Here is a 14,461-nt window from a genome sequence, read left to right on the forward strand (position 1 = left end):
GTAAGAAAATGAGCCCCCCGGTTATTATTGTCGGCATGCACCGCTCCGGTACCTCGGTATTAACGCAACTACTGGCGCAGCAGGGGATTTTTTGGGGAGTCAATCAGGATCACCATTTTGAGCCCCGGTTTTTTCAGCAACTCAATGATGCACTATTAAGCCAAACCGGTGGCCGCTGGGACTGGCCGGAGCAGGCCAGCCAGCTCTGGTGTGAACCTCAGTTGAAGGCACAGGCAGTCACTTACCTAAATCAGCTGTGGCACGCTCTGGCCGCGTGGCGATATTGGGGGGTAGGGTATGGCCTTAGCGGTCGGCGTCCCCGCTATTGGGGTTGGAAAGATCCACGCACAACCCTGTTGCTACCGCTGTGGTTACAACTCTTTCCTGATGCTAAGATTATTCACCTGCAGCGTCATGGGGTCGATGTAGCCCATAGCTTGCTAAGACGAAATCAACAGGTGACCGGGCAGTTGCGGGCAGCTTCATATCGTTCTGTCTGGCGGAGAACGGTTCGCCGCTTGCGCTGGTGGTTGCCGCAGCCGTGTCAGAATCGTTTTACCGAATCCTACCGCTGTCTGACTCTGGAGGGAGGTCTATCACTCTGGTCGCACTATATGGCACAGGCAGAGCAGTTTGAGCCGTTAGTTCCTGCTGAACAGTGGCTTAATCTTCGGTTTGAGTCGTTATGTGAGCAACCGGTGAATGAGCTACAACGCTGTTTTGAGTTTATCGGTATTGAAGTCTCCCGTTTAAAGTTACAACAATTAGCAACACAACTTCGGCCGGAATTAGCTGGCCAATATCGTCGGCACTCCCATTTACAGCAGTTCGCTGAGCAGCAACAGATAGCGTTGCAGCGGTTTAATTACTAACCTAAGCGGGTAAGAGTCGGGTTGTGTGATGAAACGGTGCTCCTTTTTTATCTTGCGTTACGGTCAACACCACCCCAACGCCATAAAAATTATCGATAACCTCGCCTGGCTCTTTGTTGATAAAGTGCTACGCATGGGTGTCGGTCTGCTGGTCGGCGTATGGCTGGCGCGCTATTTAGGCCCGGAGCAGTTTGGCCTGCTGAACTATGCGCTGGCACTACTGGCGCTCTTTAGCACTGTCGCTGCGGTGGGGCTTAATCCCATCGTAGTGCGTGAAAGTGTACATCAACCTGATGCGGCACCGGTTATTCTCGGATCTGCGCTGCTGTTACGCCTTATCGCCGGCAGTATCGCGATTATGGCGATGAATCTGACGCTGTATGCACTACGCCCCGATGACCCTTTAGCACAAATAAGTGTGCTGATTCTGAGTATGACACTGCTGTTCAGAGCCAGCGAGGTGGTACGCTACTGGTTTGAATCACAAGTACAGCTTCGTTATTGGGTTTGGGTCGAAAACAGCCTCTTTCTGCTAATGTCAGGCGTAAAAGTCGTGCTTATTCTGCATGCGGCGCCATTTATCGCCTTTATTTGGGTTATTCTGATCGAGGCAGGTCTGTTAGCCATCGGGGTAGGGTGGATCTACTGGTGCCGGACGCAGACTATCGCTTGGCGCGTTCGCTATGCCCGACTAAAGCAGCTACTGCACGACTCATGGCTGTTTATGTTTTCAGCCATGGCAATGGTGCTCTACACGCGGATTGATCAAATTATGCTCGGTGAGATGGTCGGTAACGATGCCGTAGGGCTCTATAGTGCCGCCACCCGTATCAGCGAGGCGTGGTACTTTATTCCGGTGATTATCGTCACCTCACTCTTTCCCGCTATCTTAAAGGCCAAACAGCGGAGTGAGTCGGCCTATTACCAGCGATTACAGCAGTTAATGGATCTGGTTATCTGGCTCTCGGTTGCGGTGGCGATAGCGGTGACACTGCTGTCGGACAGGCTGATAACGGGGCTGTTTGGTGAAGCGTATCAGGCCGCTGCCGGAGTCTTAGTGATCCACATCTGGGCATCGCTGTTAATGTCGTTAGGACTGGTTGGAGCGAAATGGTTTGTCGCCGAAAACCACGCGCTGTTCAATTTTCAGCGTACTGCTGTAGGGGTGGCGCTTAATGTGCTGCTAAACTGGCTGCTCATTCCTAAATACGGTATCGATGGTGCCGCTATAGCGACGCTCATCACCCATCTTTGGGTTAATTTGCTCTATGATGGGTTACAAAAAATGACTCGGCCGCTGTTTTGGCTCAAACTAGGTGGGTTAAATCCCCTTGCCGTGATAAGGCGTTTAGTGACCCTTGCGCTTTGGCTACGCTAACCCGACATGATTATGCCATGGTTTTTTTGAAAAATTGCCCGGCCGCTTGTCGGGCTGTGTAGCTAAGGCAGCGGGAATCACTGGCGGTTGAAAAAATCACTGGACAACATTGGGATGGGCCTGTTATTTTTGCTCGGGTTTGAACAAAAAAGAGAGCGGCCGCTAAAGTCGGCTTCAATTGTTATATGGATAGCGCATGAATTGTCCGGCTGAAGACGACACAGCAGGGCGGTAGCGTGGATAAAATCGGAAAAAATAAGTCATGAATCGTAGCGTAGCAGATACTCCTCCCCTTTCCCGTCAGGCACGGTTACAGGCTGATACCTATTTTCGAGTAATGCATCTGTTAGAGCAGCAGCCTGATCTGACGCAGAGAGAGTTAGCTCAGCATCTTGATGTCAGTGTCGGAGCGCTTAATTATTGCCTGAAAGCATTGAAAGAGAAGGGTTGGGTAAAGATGCAAAATTTTGCTCACTCTAAAAACAAGTTTGGCTATATCTATGTCCTGACACCAGCCGGTTTAGTCCATAAATCATCATTAGCTAAAGCCTTTTTAAAGCGAAAAATTGCTGAATATGAAGCCTTAAGAGTAGAGATAGAGGCCTTAAAATCAGATATTGAATGGTGTGATAATCATTAAACGACGCGACTATTCGACCCGTTTGCGTCGCAGCACTGCCTGTTTGCCTTGAAAAATGTGATCGATACCATCTACGACGCAGCCAGACACGCAAAGGTGGTCGGGATTGCAAAAGTGACTCCCAAAAGCGGCGTGAGGTAGATGAGCGGATACCGGATTTATTTGGGAATGACCACATGAAAGTATTAGTGACGGGTGCGGCAGGTTTTATTGGTTCTGCGCTGACTTTACGGTTATTAGAGCGCGGTGATACGGTCGTTGGTATTGATAATCATAACGACTATTACGATCCAAAACTTAAACAAGATCGCCTGGCTCGGCAAATTGATCATATTAACTACACGCACATTCGTGGTGATATTGCTGATCGGCAAACTATGGAAACTCTGTTTACAGAACAGAAACCACAGCGCGTCGTCAATCTGGCAGCCCAGGCAGGGGTGCGCTACTCACTTGAAAATCCGTTGGCTTATATCGACAGTAATTTGGTCGGTTTTGGTCATATCCTTGAGGGGTGTCGTCATAGACCAGCAACAGCCTATCCGGACTGGCAGAGTGATAATCCCGATTCCGGCACCAGCTATGCTCCATGGCGAATCTATAATATTGGCAGTAATAACCCGGAATCTCTAAATACCTACATTGAAACGCTGGAGAATTTTTTGGGTAAAACAGCACAAAAAGAGCTGTTGCCACTGCAACCTGGCGATGTACCCGATACCTATGCCGATGTCGACGATCTGATTCGGGATATTGGTTACAAACCTGATACACCTTTAGAGCAGGGTATGTAGGCATTTATTGAGTGGTTTAGAGCTTACTACTCAGAAAAATAGAAAACTTGTAAAAATATGAAAGCCGTTATTCTGGCGGGTGGATTGGGTACCCGCGTTGCCGAAGAGACCCATCTCAAACCTAAACCGATGATCGAAATTGGCGGCCGTCCGATCCTATGGCACATTATGAAAATTTACTCCGCCCACGGGGTCAACGACTTTATCATCTGCTGTGGCTATATGGGCTATGTGATTAAAGGGTATTTTGCGAACTACTTTCTGCACATGTCCGATGTCACCTTCTGTATGCGCACCAACCAAATGGAGGTGCATAATAAACGCGCCGAACCGTGGCGGGTGACGCTGATTGATACCGGCGATAACACCCTCACCGGTAGCCGGTTAAAACGGGTTGCCGACTATGTACAAGACGAAGAGGCCTTTTGCTTTACCTATGGCGATGGTGTCGCAGATGTCGATATCACCGCACCCATCGCCTTTCATCAACAGCACGGTAAACAGGCTACGGTAACGGCCGTACAACCCCTTGGGCGTTATGGCGCACTGGTCAGAACGGGGAATAGCGTAAGCGGATTTCAGGAAAAACCCCAAGTGACGGAGCATGGATTAACGGGGGATTTTTTGTACTGCATCCTGCGGTACTAAGCAAAATTCCCCATGAAAACTGCTCATGGGAAGGGGAGCCGCTGACCTAGCTGGCAGCTCAAAGCGAACTGGAGGCGTTTGAACGTCGGGGCTTTTGGCAACCGATGGATACCTTGCGTGATAAAAATCACCTTGAAGCGTTGTGGCAGAGTGGGCGTGCGCCGTGGAAGTGTTGGGAATGAAACTATTTAACAGCCTCTATGCTGGAAAAAGGGTATTAATTACCGGTCATACCGGCTTTAAGGGAAGTTGGCTAACTTTATGGCTACAACAGCTCGGTGCCCGAGTTGTAACCGTTCACTCTCCCTCCTTAATCTCCCTCTCCCGGCGGGAGAGGGTTGGGGTGAGGGGTAAAATTTAGCGGGGAGAGTGAACGGTTACCCCGAGTTTACGGTATCTCGCTGGAGCCTGAAACCGCCCCTAACCACTGCTCACTACTGGACTTAAATATAACTGCTGATTATCGCCTCGATATTCGCAACTACGACAGGTTAGCCAAAGCGGTCTCAGCGGCACAACCCGATATTGTGTTTCATCTGGCAGCGCAGCCACTGGTGCGGAGATCATATCGCCAACCACTGGAGACCTGGTCCACCAATGTCATGGGAACGGCAAATGTTTTAGAGGCGTGTCGCCATACGCCATCAGTGCAGGCAATCGTTACGATAACCACCGATAAGTGTTATGCCAATCAGGAGTGGTCATGGGGTTATCGCGAAATTGACCAATTAGGCGGGCATGACCCCTATAGCGCATCCAAAGCCGGTGCCGAATTAGTAGCTGCAAGTTACCGTTCCGCCTATTTTAACCAATCGGGTCAGCCCCTATTGGCCACAGCCCGTGCGGGTAATGTCATTGGCGGTGGCGACTGGTCAGAAGATCGACTGATACCCGATCTGATTCGTGCCATTGCATCAAAACAGATACTGGAAATTCGCTCACCCCAAGCGACTCGCCCTTGGCAACATGTACTTGAGTCGTTAAGTGGTTATCTATTGTTGGGGCAGCAACTTTTAGAGGGCAAAGCCGGTTATACTGAAGCATGGAACTTTGGTCCTGAACCGGATGGTAATCGCAAAGTCATTGAAATATTAACCCATATGCAGCAGCATTGGTCAGCAGTAGAGTGGCAAACGGCAGAGCAACCCCAACCGCACGAGGCGAACCTACTCTATCTTGATAGTGCCAAAGCGCGAACTAAACTGAACTGGCAACCGGTCTGGACATTAGAGCAGGCTCTGGAAAAGACAGTAGCGTGGTATCGAAATTGGATGGAAGAAGATTATATTTTGTCAAAGCAACAACTGAATGACTATATCCGTCAGGCTAATCAGAATAGAGCTGTCTGGATAACTGCATAAACCGAACAATTAATAGGGGAGTAAAATAAATGTATGCAATTGAGTTTGAAACCGAAGTAAGCGATGGTGTGGTTAAAATTCCCGAAAATTACAAATTAACAAAGAATCAGCATGTTAGAGTGGTTATTTTGCTTGAAAATCAAAACCAGGATGCAGAACTTCATGCACTATCGAATCACTCTGCCGGATTAGTAGAAGATTGGCTTGATTTAACTGAGGATGAGATATGGAGGTGACATCGTCCGAAGTGGTTTTATGTGAATTCTATTTTTCAGATTTTAAGCAGAATAAATTGCGGCCTGTGGTTGTATTTAAAGATAACTTACCATTTGATGATTTTGTCGGTATGGCTGTGAGCAGCAGAGTTGATCGATTAAATGATGATGAAATTATTATTGATGACTCTGATTTTATAGCAGGATTTTTAGTTAAACGCTCGAAAGTCATGGTAAGAAAAACATTTGTAATATCAAAGCAGGTTATTGTAAAAAATATGGCACGCTTTCAGAGTCAGCTTTCAAGAAAATACAATACCATTAGAGCGCTTTAACGGAGTTCATCTATGAACTGCCGCCACTGCCACACACCCCTACAACATACATTTATCGATCTGGGCTTTGCGCCGCCCTCTAATGCCTATCTGACCCAATCCGATTTATCAAAACCCGAAAAATATTATCCGCTAAAAGTGATGGTGTGCAATCACTGCTGGCTAGTCCAAACCGAAGACTATACCCAAGCCGATGAACTGTTTAATGCCGAGTATGCGTACTTCTCCAGTACATCAACCGGCTGGTTGAAGCATGCTAAAGCGTATGCCGAAAAGATGACAACGCTACTCCAACTCAATCAGCAGAGTCTGGTGATTGAAGTGGCTTCGAATGACGGTTATTTACTGAAAAATTTCGTTGAAAACAGCATACCCTGTCTCGGCATCGAACCGACAGATAGCACTGCCGATGCGGCTGAAAAGCTGGGTATACCGGTATTACGGCACTTTTTTGGTGAAAAATTAGCCAAGCAGTTAGCCAACGAAGGTAAACAGGCTGATCTCATCGCCGGTAATAATGTCTATGCCCATGTGCCGGACATTAATGACTTTACCAAGGGACTTAAAGCCGGATTAAAACCAACGGGCACGATTACACTGGAATTTCCGCATTTGATGCAACTGATTGCTCATAACCAGTTCGATACCATCTATCATGAGCACTTCTCCTACTTATCGTTACAAACCGTCAGTCAGATTTTTCAGAGTGTTGGATTACGCATTTGGGATGTCGAACAGTTATCAACCCACGGTGGCAGCCTGAGAATCTATGGTTGCCACGATGAAGATAAGCGTGCAACGACAGCTGCGGTAAACGAACTGTTAGCACAAGAGATCCAAAGTAGCTTACAGCAAGTCACTACCTATACCCAATTTCAACAGAACGCAGATCGGGTAAAAAATGATCTACTACAGTTTCTAATTGAACAGAAAGGGGCGGGTAAAACGGTTGCGGCTTATGGAGCTGCGGCAAAAGGCAATACCCTATTAAACTATGGTGGTGTAAAGCCCGATCGACTCCCGTTTGTCTGCGATGCAGCCCAAGCTAAACAGGGTAAATATATGCCAGGAAGCCACATACCCATTTTAGCGCCAGAGGCGATTCAGCAAGCAAAGCCCGATTTTATTCTGATTTTGCCGTGGAACATTGCTCCGGAAGTACAAAAGCAGCTAACCTATATTCGTGAATGGGGTGGAAGGTTTGTAGTAGCCGTGCCAATGATACAGCAAAATTAACAATCATCAGGAGAATAAGTGTCATGCGACAATTTGCAGCTGTTATTGAACATTGCACAGAAACTAATTTATATATCGGTTATGTGCCAGGATTTGATGGCGCTCATTCGCAAGCAGAGACATTGGATGAGTTACACTCTAATTTACAGGAAGTGATCGAGATGCTTCTTGAAGAGGGAGAGCCAAAATTGTCAACTGATTTAATTGGCATACAGAATATTGCCATTGCATAGATTATGGGAAATTTACCCGTATTAAAACCACAAGAGGTGATTGCTATTTTGCTAAAAATGGATTTTGTGGAGGTGAGGCAACGAGGTTCTCACAAACAGTTTCGCCATGCCGATGGTAGAACAACTACTGTTCCCATGCATAAAGGTCGGGACATTTCGCCGCTCCTGTTACGGAAAATTGCTGCGGACATAGGTCTGACCATGGCTGTTTTCATAGGTTCTAAATAACGAGTGCAGTAATATGGAGTGGTCAGAAGTTGTTGATAACCCGATGTTTGCCAACTTGCCGTTTAAGATAGAGTTAACTAGGTTCGGCAAAGTGCTTATGAGCCCAGCTTCGAATGAACATGGTTACATTCAAAGTCGATTGGTAACGCAGTTTGGGAAAAAAGAGAATGGCATTGTCATTACTGAATGCTCAATTCAAACCGCCGAAGGGGTAAAAGTAGCGGATGTGGCATGGTTATCCGATGATTTTGTCAAACAACATGGATTCACTACACCCTATCCAAAAGCACCGGAGTTGTGTGTTGAAATTATGCCGCCATCCAATTCGATGGTTGAAATGAACGAAAAAATCCAACTCTATCTGGCAACAGGGGCAGTAGAGGTTTGGGTTGTTCATGGTTTGGACAAAATTGAATGCCATAGCAAGAGTGGAATCATAGAGCAATCAAACATCTTTCCAAATTTATAACTAAATTTAGTAACTATTCAGGGGTGAATTTCCATAAACTCTGGCCACTTTCCATTGTAGAGCAGTCACAAAGCCTCAGCTGGGGATACCCCATTCTTCTGGCAGGTAGAGAGGTAGCTGCGAATTCTGGCAAACATCATAGCTCCCTCCTTTGAGCGGAAACATCCAGAGATTTTCTGCTGAACCTTGCTCATACGCAGATCGCGCTCTCCCTGATTGTTAGTAAAGGGCACTTCAAGCTCCACCATGAAGCGCAGGACATCCTCCTCGTACGCCAACAGGCGTTCCAGTAAGTTTCTGGATTTAGAACGCTTTAACCGTCCTCGCTGCCCTTTTTTTCGTTGAGACTCATCCGGAGGGGGTGTTTCGTTCTCACCCCTCTTCAGTATTTGCCGGTATCGCTCCCTGTAGCCTTCGACTGCTGCCGTATTGAGTACTCCCCCCGCCATATTCACGGCATCATTGATCTCCAGCAATAATGTTTGCATATCGTGAGCCCACTGAAACTTGTCCTGTTCCCAGGCTCGCTCCAGCTCTCTTATATGATGAGCATTACAGAGGACATGAATACACAGGAGTTGGTAGTAAGGTTTCCAGTGGTCATGGACCAAAATACCGGTATAGTTGGGAAGGACTCCCATATCCACAATAGCCTCCATGCCGCGTTTGTCATGAGGCATCAGCCAAGTCAAGGTGGCACTGCAGACAACATGAAGCCACTTTCTTTTCCCGCCAATGTTGATTCCGGTCTCATCGGCATGGAGAAGGAGTGACTTGGTGAGTTCACTTTTAACCCAGGTTTCAAAGGGAGCGAGCATCTCGTATACCTGTTTATTGAAATTGTAGATGCTGCCCGCACTCAGCGGGATGCCGAATTGATCTGTGAAGTGCTCCTCGATCCGATTGTAGGGTAGCAACTGAAAATTAGACATATAGACGGAGTGACTTTTAACCTCGGAACCATATTGGGTCTTGACCTTCACAAATTCCGGGAAAGGAGCTACCACTCGATTACCCTACCAATCTTCCAGAATCTCAGCCTGATACTCTGTCACCACTCTTGATATCTGGATATCGAAAATCTGACGGCGCTCATAACCGATGCATTGGAATTGACCGTCAGATGGGAGCATGGTCTGATCGACCTTGATCGGTACGATATAGTCCGGATCCTCTACCAACTCAAGATGATGACCTGTATGCCCATTCTGTCCACCGGGCTTTTTATCGGAGCCGGATTTGCCCCTCTTTTTGCGATTAGGATCGGTTGCCGGCGGCTTGCTGCTGTTACGGCTATTGAGTCCCAAGCGATTGAGCAGCAGCGTGACTAGCGTTAGCAGCAACTCCAGTGACATACGAAGTCCCGGAGAGAGGTTCTCCTCCTCTTCTGCAATCTGCTTTTTGACCTTCTCAATGGTCTCTTCGACATTGATGTTTTCGACTTTCAAGTGTAAATTCGCTGCTCAATCATTTACGATAGAGCAATGATATCACGGGATTTTAGATAGGATTTTTTCTCTCTGAGTGGCCGTATGCGGCGATTTCTTCACTGAACATATGGGGGGATGCCTGTTAGTTAAAGGAATGCGTTGTATCGCTTATTAAGGCAGGCTAATCGCGGATTTCTGACATACTGCAGACCGCTTCTGAAAATTCAGTTTTTGAGGAAAAACCCTGTCAAGCACTTTTTTAGATTTTTTTTACTATCTTACCCCCCCCCTGAGTAGTTACTCACCATTTAGGTTATGCAGCCTAAGTTATCAACTTAAAACGGAAGACAACCGGTCGTGCCCCTGATGTTGTTTTGAGTCCGTCCGGAATGGGTAGCTGTAGGCTATAATGCGGGGGAAGTATGTTGAAACTGAGGAGTAGAGGATATGAAATATGTTGCTGAAATCGATTGCCCACCAGAAATTTTACTGGGACTTCATGTCGATGTCAGTCAGTTTGCTGAAATGATCCGTTTTAAAGCGGCGATAGCACTGTTCAAAGAGGGACAGCTCTCTTCCGGTATGGCGGCGCGCTGGTGCAAAATATCGAGAGTTCAGTTCTTAATGAGGGCGATGGATAGTGGTGGAGCAGAGTTACTGGAAAATAGTGAAGACGATTTTTTGCGGGAGATTGGATTGCTTTAATGGTAGTCATCTCAAACACTACACCCTTTATCGCTTTAAGCAGTGTCAAGTTACTGCACCTTTTGCAGCAATTCAGAGTCACCGCCAAACCAGCATCACTACATAGCCTCGCTTTCTTGGCGACAATAACACCCCCTCTTCTCAACATTTCCTTGTTGAAAAGTCAGCTATTTCAAATTGTACAGCAGTGTTGAGTGAGCTTGTCTCCAGTGTGTAATGAGGGTTATCCCGAATTTCGGAGCGGGGATCTCCATCGTCTTTTAATTGATGAGTCGAATCTGGCAGGGGCGCCCGGTGAGTTGGGCTAATTTCGTTACCGACAGTTTTCGTTCAGTCATAACGGCAATCATCTTTCCCCAGATGCGCTTTAAGGTCATCTTCCCCTGCATAACACTTTGAAATGTCTTGCTCAATACCAGTAACTGATTGATGATGTGAGCTATTTGCAAGCACTGGTAGTAATTCTTGGTCGCCAGATAACTCACCCGTGAAAATTTGTGCTCTAATGCATATCCATGATTTTTTTGGGTATTAAAGCCTTCGTTCTCTATTTTCCAGCGTAAGCGTCCGGTACGGCTCAATTCCGGTGCCGTATTCCAGTTGATGGGATAGGAGCTAATGTGAACGAACCGATTTTCAGTTATCTGCCCCTCTTTGTCGGTGGTTGTCTCTATGCATTCCAGCCAGTGTAGTTTCACGCCATGATAGTCAATATCGTTAATCCATATATAGTTTTGCTCAATGACATTATCCTGTTGCCGTATAATGATTTTTCGTTGATTGCCGGATGTTAACTGGCACAAGGATTTAACCTCTTCCCAAACAGATGGCAGATTGCCATCCTTGAAGGTGACTATCCAGCCCCAACCATACTCTGAGCAAATTTCGAAGAATCCCTGATAAGGATAGAGTCCATCGGCAACCAGACAGACGGGTAGACGCGGAAACGCCGATTTCAACTTTTTTGCTAGGCGTTTGAATGCCTTACGCTCACAATCCTGTTTGTCATAGTTGCCCTCTTCGGGGTTTTCCAGCCACTCTGTGGCAATGGAGATGGCGAAGCCGTTAGCGGTAATCAGTTTGGCCTCTAAAACCATGTTATGCCAGCTACTTTTACCGCTGCTGTAGTCTTTGTGCAGCGCCTGATCATGGGGACACTCTGTAAAACTATGAATCCCGCTCGCATCCACCGCGATGACAAACCATTCACCAAACAGCCGTTGATTGTGGAATATCTTCTTTTTCAACAGCGCCCTAACCATGGATTGAGTCAGTTTTTGCAGTTGATCCTCCGTGAGTTGTCGCATGATATTATCGACGGTATCCATATGAGGTAGCGGCATTTTGAACAACCGCTGGTAGTTTTTGCGAAAGCGTTTCTCTTCGCGCAGATTATTCATTTCATTACGAGAACCGGCTTTAAAGAGAAACATGGCAATGCAGGCCGTAATAAGAGCCGCCAAATCATAATTGGTAGATGTCCGGCACTCATCCAGCTCTCTCATCTGCTCAAAGAGAGCAGGAAAGAAGTGTGTGATGGTCAGGTGGAGTTGATAGACGACATCTTTGCGCTGTAATTTACGTTTATTCCGATTCTTTTTTTAGACCGGACGGATTGGTTCGAAGCTGATTTTCGTGCAGTTGACATGCGGTTACCTCTCAAAATTGAAGATATATGGCTATTTTTGCTGGAAAAAATAATTTTTTTGCCAATGTAAGTTTATGAAGTTAGTCGGTTATGGAGCTGCCCCTGAATTGCTGCCGTCATCGTCTAGACTGTACGACACCAAAATGAAGCGGTATTCTGATCGAAGATTCTAGGTTCAGTTGGCTTGAGCAAAAACAGAATATTGCGTGCAATGCATCCGTTGATTACAATGCATTCATTGTTGTCAATCGTGGAGCGACTCATGAGTACCCTAACCGTTCGTAACCTGGACGATGCCATAAAATTGGGCTTGCGCATGCGTGCCGCACAGCATGGTTGGTCTATGGAACAGGAGGTGCGCTACATCCTGCAAACCGTGGTGTCTGGTACTCCCCCTGAAGCTCCGGCGACAAGTTTCGCTGAACGGGTGAATCAGCGGTTCAAGGGGTTGGGTGCTAATGATCTGCCTATTCCTCACAGGCAAGCGCCCCGCCCTGAGCCCGATGCCTCATGAGCAATGCTTATTTGCTCGATACCAATGTGTTGTCAGAACTGATGCGTGAGAACCCTGCTGGCAGCGCCTCTATGATCTCTCCTGGTACATACGCTGCCTGAATGAATACATCGCCCGCGAGGCCAATGCCGAAGACAAGGTCAAAGGACGATTCTGGGAGGGGCGCTTCAAAAGTCGTAACCTTACGCCACCATAGCGTAAAAAGCCCCGAAAAATTTGTTTCAATCGCGACACTGGAGAGTGGCCAACAAATCGTGCTCTACCAGACCGATATCGGCCATGCCGGAGAGTTGATCGATGAGATTCTGCGTCTGCGCCATTCCGGGTTACCCAAACCCACTATCATGTGCGATGCGCTCAGTCACAATCTGCCTACGGTGCTGGATGAAACACAGCGACACGATACATTCTGCAACAGCCACTGTAGGCGGGGGTTTGTGGATGTGGCAGAGCTGCATCCGGATAACGGCCCATGGGTGTTAGCGCTCTACGACCCGGTGTGGCACCACGATGCTCACTGCAAGGAGGAGAAGTACACCCCGGCAGAGCGGCTGGCTTACCATCAGCAGCACTCACTGCCGCTGATGGCGCAGCTCAAACAGTGGGGCGAGGCGCAGATTGAGAGTGGCGATGTCGAGGAAAACAGTCCGCTGGGCAAAGCGATCCGCTATCTGCTCAACCACTACGACAAATTGACCGGATTTTGCCGCATTGAGGGGGCGCAAATCGATAATAACCAGATGGAGCGCATGCTCAAGCTGGTGATTCGGGGACGGCGTAACAGTCTCTTCTTCAGAACGCTCGGCGGAGCCGGTGTCGCCGATGTCATTCTCTCTCTGGTCGCTACTTGCTATTTGGCCGGGGTCAATCCGTTTGATTACCTGGTGGCGTTGCAGCGTTATGCCCATCAGGTTAATCGCCACCCACAGTTGTGGTTCCCTTGGAACTATCAGCAGACACTGGCATCGTTGTCAGTTCCCCTGAAGGCTGCGGCTTAACCGAGCCCACTCCCTCCCTCTGTTTAAGTCTATCAGGCCGGCCCCGGGGCTGTTACGCTATGGTGGCGTAAGGTTACAATTAAACAGAAGCTGATTAAACCGGGCAAAAAGTTGCCGCCAGTTTTTCCCATCGTGATCTATAATGGCGACACACCCTAGAGTGCGGCACGCAATGTGAATCAGTTAATTGAAGCCGTTCCCGGTGGATTACAGATCTATATGCCAAGCCAGCGCTACCACCTGCTCGACGAGGGGCGTACCGCATACGATATCGCCAATAACCACTTTAGTGATATTCTGGAGTTGGAGAATAATCCGGATCTAAAGCAGATAGAGGCCGTGGTCGCCCGGCTGACTAAACAGCTTAAGGGGGAGCACAATCGTGAACTGCGTCGCGCTTTTACTATCTGGATTAACCGTATGGTACTTAAACGCCTGGCACCGGCGGACAAACTACCCAAAATCAATGAGTTAAGCGAGGTACAATCGATGTTAGCGGAGCGAATGACCCAGTTGACCGAAGAGTGGAAACAGCAGGGGGTACAGCTGGGGGTACAGCTAGGGGAAAAGCAGGGCGTGCAAAAAGGTGAGCGCAAAATATTAGAGCGGCAAATCATCCGCCGTTTTGGTTTTAATGCGCTCAGTAACGAACTACGGCAGAAGCTGGCAAGCGCCACAATCGAAGAGCTGGAGCAGTGGGGGGATAATATTTTAGATGCCCAAACACTGGAAGAGGTGTTTTTGTAGGAAATAGATA

General features: G+C 47.7%; 15 protein-coding genes and 4 pseudogenes. 17 read left to right on the forward strand and 2 right to left on the reverse strand.

All coding sequences use genetic code 11. The features are described 5' to 3' along the window. Positions 1–8 precede the first annotated feature (8 nt). The 12 genes and pseudogenes from D5085_11050 to D5085_11105 all read left to right on the forward strand — a co-directional run bounded on the left by D5085_11050 (position 9) and on the right by D5085_11105 (position 8,409). Positions 9–872, forward strand: a complete 864-nt coding sequence (locus tag D5085_11050; GenBank protein QEP43613.1) for a sulfotransferase — start codon at positions 9–11, stop codon at positions 870–872. A gap of 28 nt (positions 873–900) precedes the next feature. Further along, positions 901–2,250, forward strand: a complete 1,350-nt coding sequence (locus D5085_11055) for a flippase (protein QEP43614.1) — start codon at positions 901–903, stop codon at positions 2,248–2,250. Between the two features lie 262 nt (positions 2,251–2,512). Further along, positions 2,513–2,890, forward strand: coding sequence for a MarR family EPS-associated transcriptional regulator (locus D5085_11060; GenBank protein ID QEP43615.1), 378 nt, complete (start codon positions 2,513–2,515; stop codon positions 2,888–2,890). Positions 2,891–3,066: 176 nt separating this feature from the next. Continuing rightward, positions 3,067–3,684, forward strand: coding sequence for an NAD-dependent epimerase/dehydratase family protein (locus D5085_11065; GenBank protein QEP43616.1), 618 nt, complete (start codon positions 3,067–3,069; stop codon positions 3,682–3,684). Between the two features lie 57 nt (positions 3,685–3,741). Then, positions 3,742–4,514 (forward strand): annotated as a pseudogene (gene rfbF, locus D5085_11070) (glucose-1-phosphate cytidylyltransferase). Between the two features lie 213 nt (positions 4,515–4,727). Further along, entirely contained in the window at positions 4,728–5,693 is a 966-nt protein-coding gene (rfbG, locus tag D5085_11075; GenBank protein QEP43617.1) for a CDP-glucose 4,6-dehydratase, read from the forward strand. Positions 5,694–5,722: 29 nt separating this feature from the next. After that, complete coding sequence (locus D5085_11080) at positions 5,723–5,929, forward strand: hypothetical protein (protein ID QEP43618.1); 207 nt, start codon at positions 5,723–5,725, stop codon at positions 5,927–5,929. Continuing rightward, positions 5,920–6,233 (forward strand): annotated as a pseudogene (locus tag D5085_11085) (type II toxin-antitoxin system PemK/MazF family toxin). The gene D5085_11080 and the pseudogene D5085_11085 overlap by 10 nt, the downstream one beginning before the upstream one ends. Before the next feature lie 22 nt (positions 6,234–6,255). After that, complete coding sequence (locus D5085_11090) at positions 6,256–7,479, forward strand: methyltransferase domain-containing protein (GenBank protein ID QEP43619.1); 1,224 nt, start codon at positions 6,256–6,258, stop codon at positions 7,477–7,479. 23 nt (positions 7,480–7,502) lie between these two features. After that, positions 7,503–7,712 carry a type II toxin-antitoxin system HicB family antitoxin gene (locus tag D5085_11095; protein QEP43620.1) on the forward strand — a complete coding sequence of 70 codons (210 nt, stop codon included), beginning with the start codon at positions 7,503–7,505 and terminating at the stop codon, positions 7,710–7,712. A 3-nt stretch (positions 7,713–7,715) separates the two neighbouring features. Next, the gene (locus tag D5085_11100) at positions 7,716–7,940 is read left to right on the forward strand and encodes a type II toxin-antitoxin system HicA family toxin (GenBank protein QEP43621.1); all 225 of its coding nucleotides are present in this window, start codon (positions 7,716–7,718) and stop codon (positions 7,938–7,940) included. 13 nt (positions 7,941–7,953) lie between these two features. Next, on the forward strand, positions 7,954–8,409 hold the full coding sequence (locus D5085_11105; GenBank protein ID QEP43622.1) for a Uma2 family endonuclease: 456 nt from the start codon (positions 7,954–7,956) through the stop codon (positions 8,407–8,409). Positions 8,410–8,474: 65 nt separating this feature from the next. Here D5085_11105 and D5085_11110 read toward each other — a convergent pair. Beyond that, a pseudogene (locus D5085_11110) lies at positions 8,475–9,857 on the reverse strand (IS66 family transposase). Positions 9,858–10,286: 429 nt separating this feature from the next. On the opposite strand from D5085_11110, the gene D5085_11115 reads away from it, so the two are divergent. After that, positions 10,287–10,544 (forward strand): UPF0175 family protein, encoded by a 258-nt coding sequence (locus D5085_11115; GenBank protein ID QEP43623.1) that lies wholly within the window; start codon positions 10,287–10,289, stop codon positions 10,542–10,544. A 260-nt stretch (positions 10,545–10,804) separates the two neighbouring features. Here D5085_11115 and D5085_11120 read toward each other — a convergent pair whose 3' ends face one another. After that, positions 10,805–12,049 (reverse strand): hypothetical protein, encoded by a 1,245-nt coding sequence (locus tag D5085_11120; GenBank protein QEP43624.1) that lies wholly within the window; start codon positions 12,047–12,049, stop codon positions 10,805–10,807. Positions 12,050–12,454: 405 nt separating this feature from the next. On the opposite strand from D5085_11120, the gene D5085_11125 reads away from it, so the two are divergent. The 4 genes and pseudogenes from D5085_11125 (at position 12,455) to D5085_11140 (ending at position 14,451) form a co-directional block, all read left to right on the forward strand. Continuing rightward, complete coding sequence (locus D5085_11125; protein QEP43625.1) at positions 12,455–12,706, forward strand: pantothenate metabolism flavoprotein; 252 nt, start codon at positions 12,455–12,457, stop codon at positions 12,704–12,706. Between the two features lie 61 nt (positions 12,707–12,767). Next, positions 12,768–12,890: pseudogene (locus D5085_11130) on the forward strand (transposase). After that, the gene (locus D5085_11135; GenBank protein QEP43626.1) at positions 12,808–13,704 is read left to right on the forward strand and encodes a transposase; all 897 of its coding nucleotides are present in this window, start codon (positions 12,808–12,810) and stop codon (positions 13,702–13,704) included. Before D5085_11130 ends, D5085_11135 begins: the two are co-directional and overlap by 83 nt. 174 nt (positions 13,705–13,878) lie before the next feature. Continuing rightward, positions 13,879–14,451 (forward strand): DUF4351 domain-containing protein, encoded by a 573-nt coding sequence (locus D5085_11140; GenBank protein ID QEP43627.1) that lies wholly within the window; start codon positions 13,879–13,881, stop codon positions 14,449–14,451. Positions 14,452–14,461: the final 10 nt, after the last annotated feature.

Source organism: Ectothiorhodospiraceae bacterium BW-2, assembly GCA_008375315.1.
Lineage (GTDB): Bacteria > Pseudomonadota > Gammaproteobacteria > Thiohalomonadales > Thiohalomonadaceae > BW-2.

Excerpts from the sequence above, each read along its gene's own strand:
- D5085_11050 (QEP43613.1), top strand. The coding sequence starts at position 9 with ATGAGCCCCCCGGTTATTATTGTCGGCATGCACCGCTCCGGTACCTCG.
- D5085_11055 (QEP43614.1), top strand. The coding sequence starts at position 901 with ATGAAACGGTGCTCCTTTTTTATCTTGCGTTACGGTCAACACCACCCC.
- D5085_11060 (QEP43615.1), top strand. The coding sequence starts at position 2,513 with ATGAATCGTAGCGTAGCAGATACTCCTCCCCTTTCCCGTCAGGCACGG.
- D5085_11065 (QEP43616.1), top strand. The coding sequence starts at position 3,067 with ATGAAAGTATTAGTGACGGGTGCGGCAGGTTTTATTGGTTCTGCGCTG.
- D5085_11080 (QEP43618.1), top strand. The coding sequence starts at position 5,723 with ATGTATGCAATTGAGTTTGAAACCGAAGTAAGCGATGGTGTGGTTAAA.
- D5085_11090 (QEP43619.1), top strand. The coding sequence starts at position 6,256 with ATGAACTGCCGCCACTGCCACACACCCCTACAACATACATTTATCGAT.
- D5085_11095 (QEP43620.1), top strand. The coding sequence starts at position 7,503 with ATGCGACAATTTGCAGCTGTTATTGAACATTGCACAGAAACTAATTTA.
- D5085_11100 (QEP43621.1), top strand. The coding sequence starts at position 7,716 with ATGGGAAATTTACCCGTATTAAAACCACAAGAGGTGATTGCTATTTTG.
- D5085_11105 (QEP43622.1), top strand. The coding sequence starts at position 7,954 with ATGGAGTGGTCAGAAGTTGTTGATAACCCGATGTTTGCCAACTTGCCG.
- D5085_11115 (QEP43623.1), top strand. The coding sequence starts at position 10,287 with ATGAAATATGTTGCTGAAATCGATTGCCCACCAGAAATTTTACTGGGA.
- D5085_11120 (QEP43624.1), bottom strand. The coding sequence starts at position 12,049 with ATGAGAGAGCTGGATGAGTGCCGGACATCTACCAATTATGATTTGGCG.
- D5085_11125 (QEP43625.1), top strand. The coding sequence starts at position 12,455 with ATGAGTACCCTAACCGTTCGTAACCTGGACGATGCCATAAAATTGGGC.
- D5085_11135 (QEP43626.1), top strand. The coding sequence starts at position 12,808 with ATGAATACATCGCCCGCGAGGCCAATGCCGAAGACAAGGTCAAAGGAC.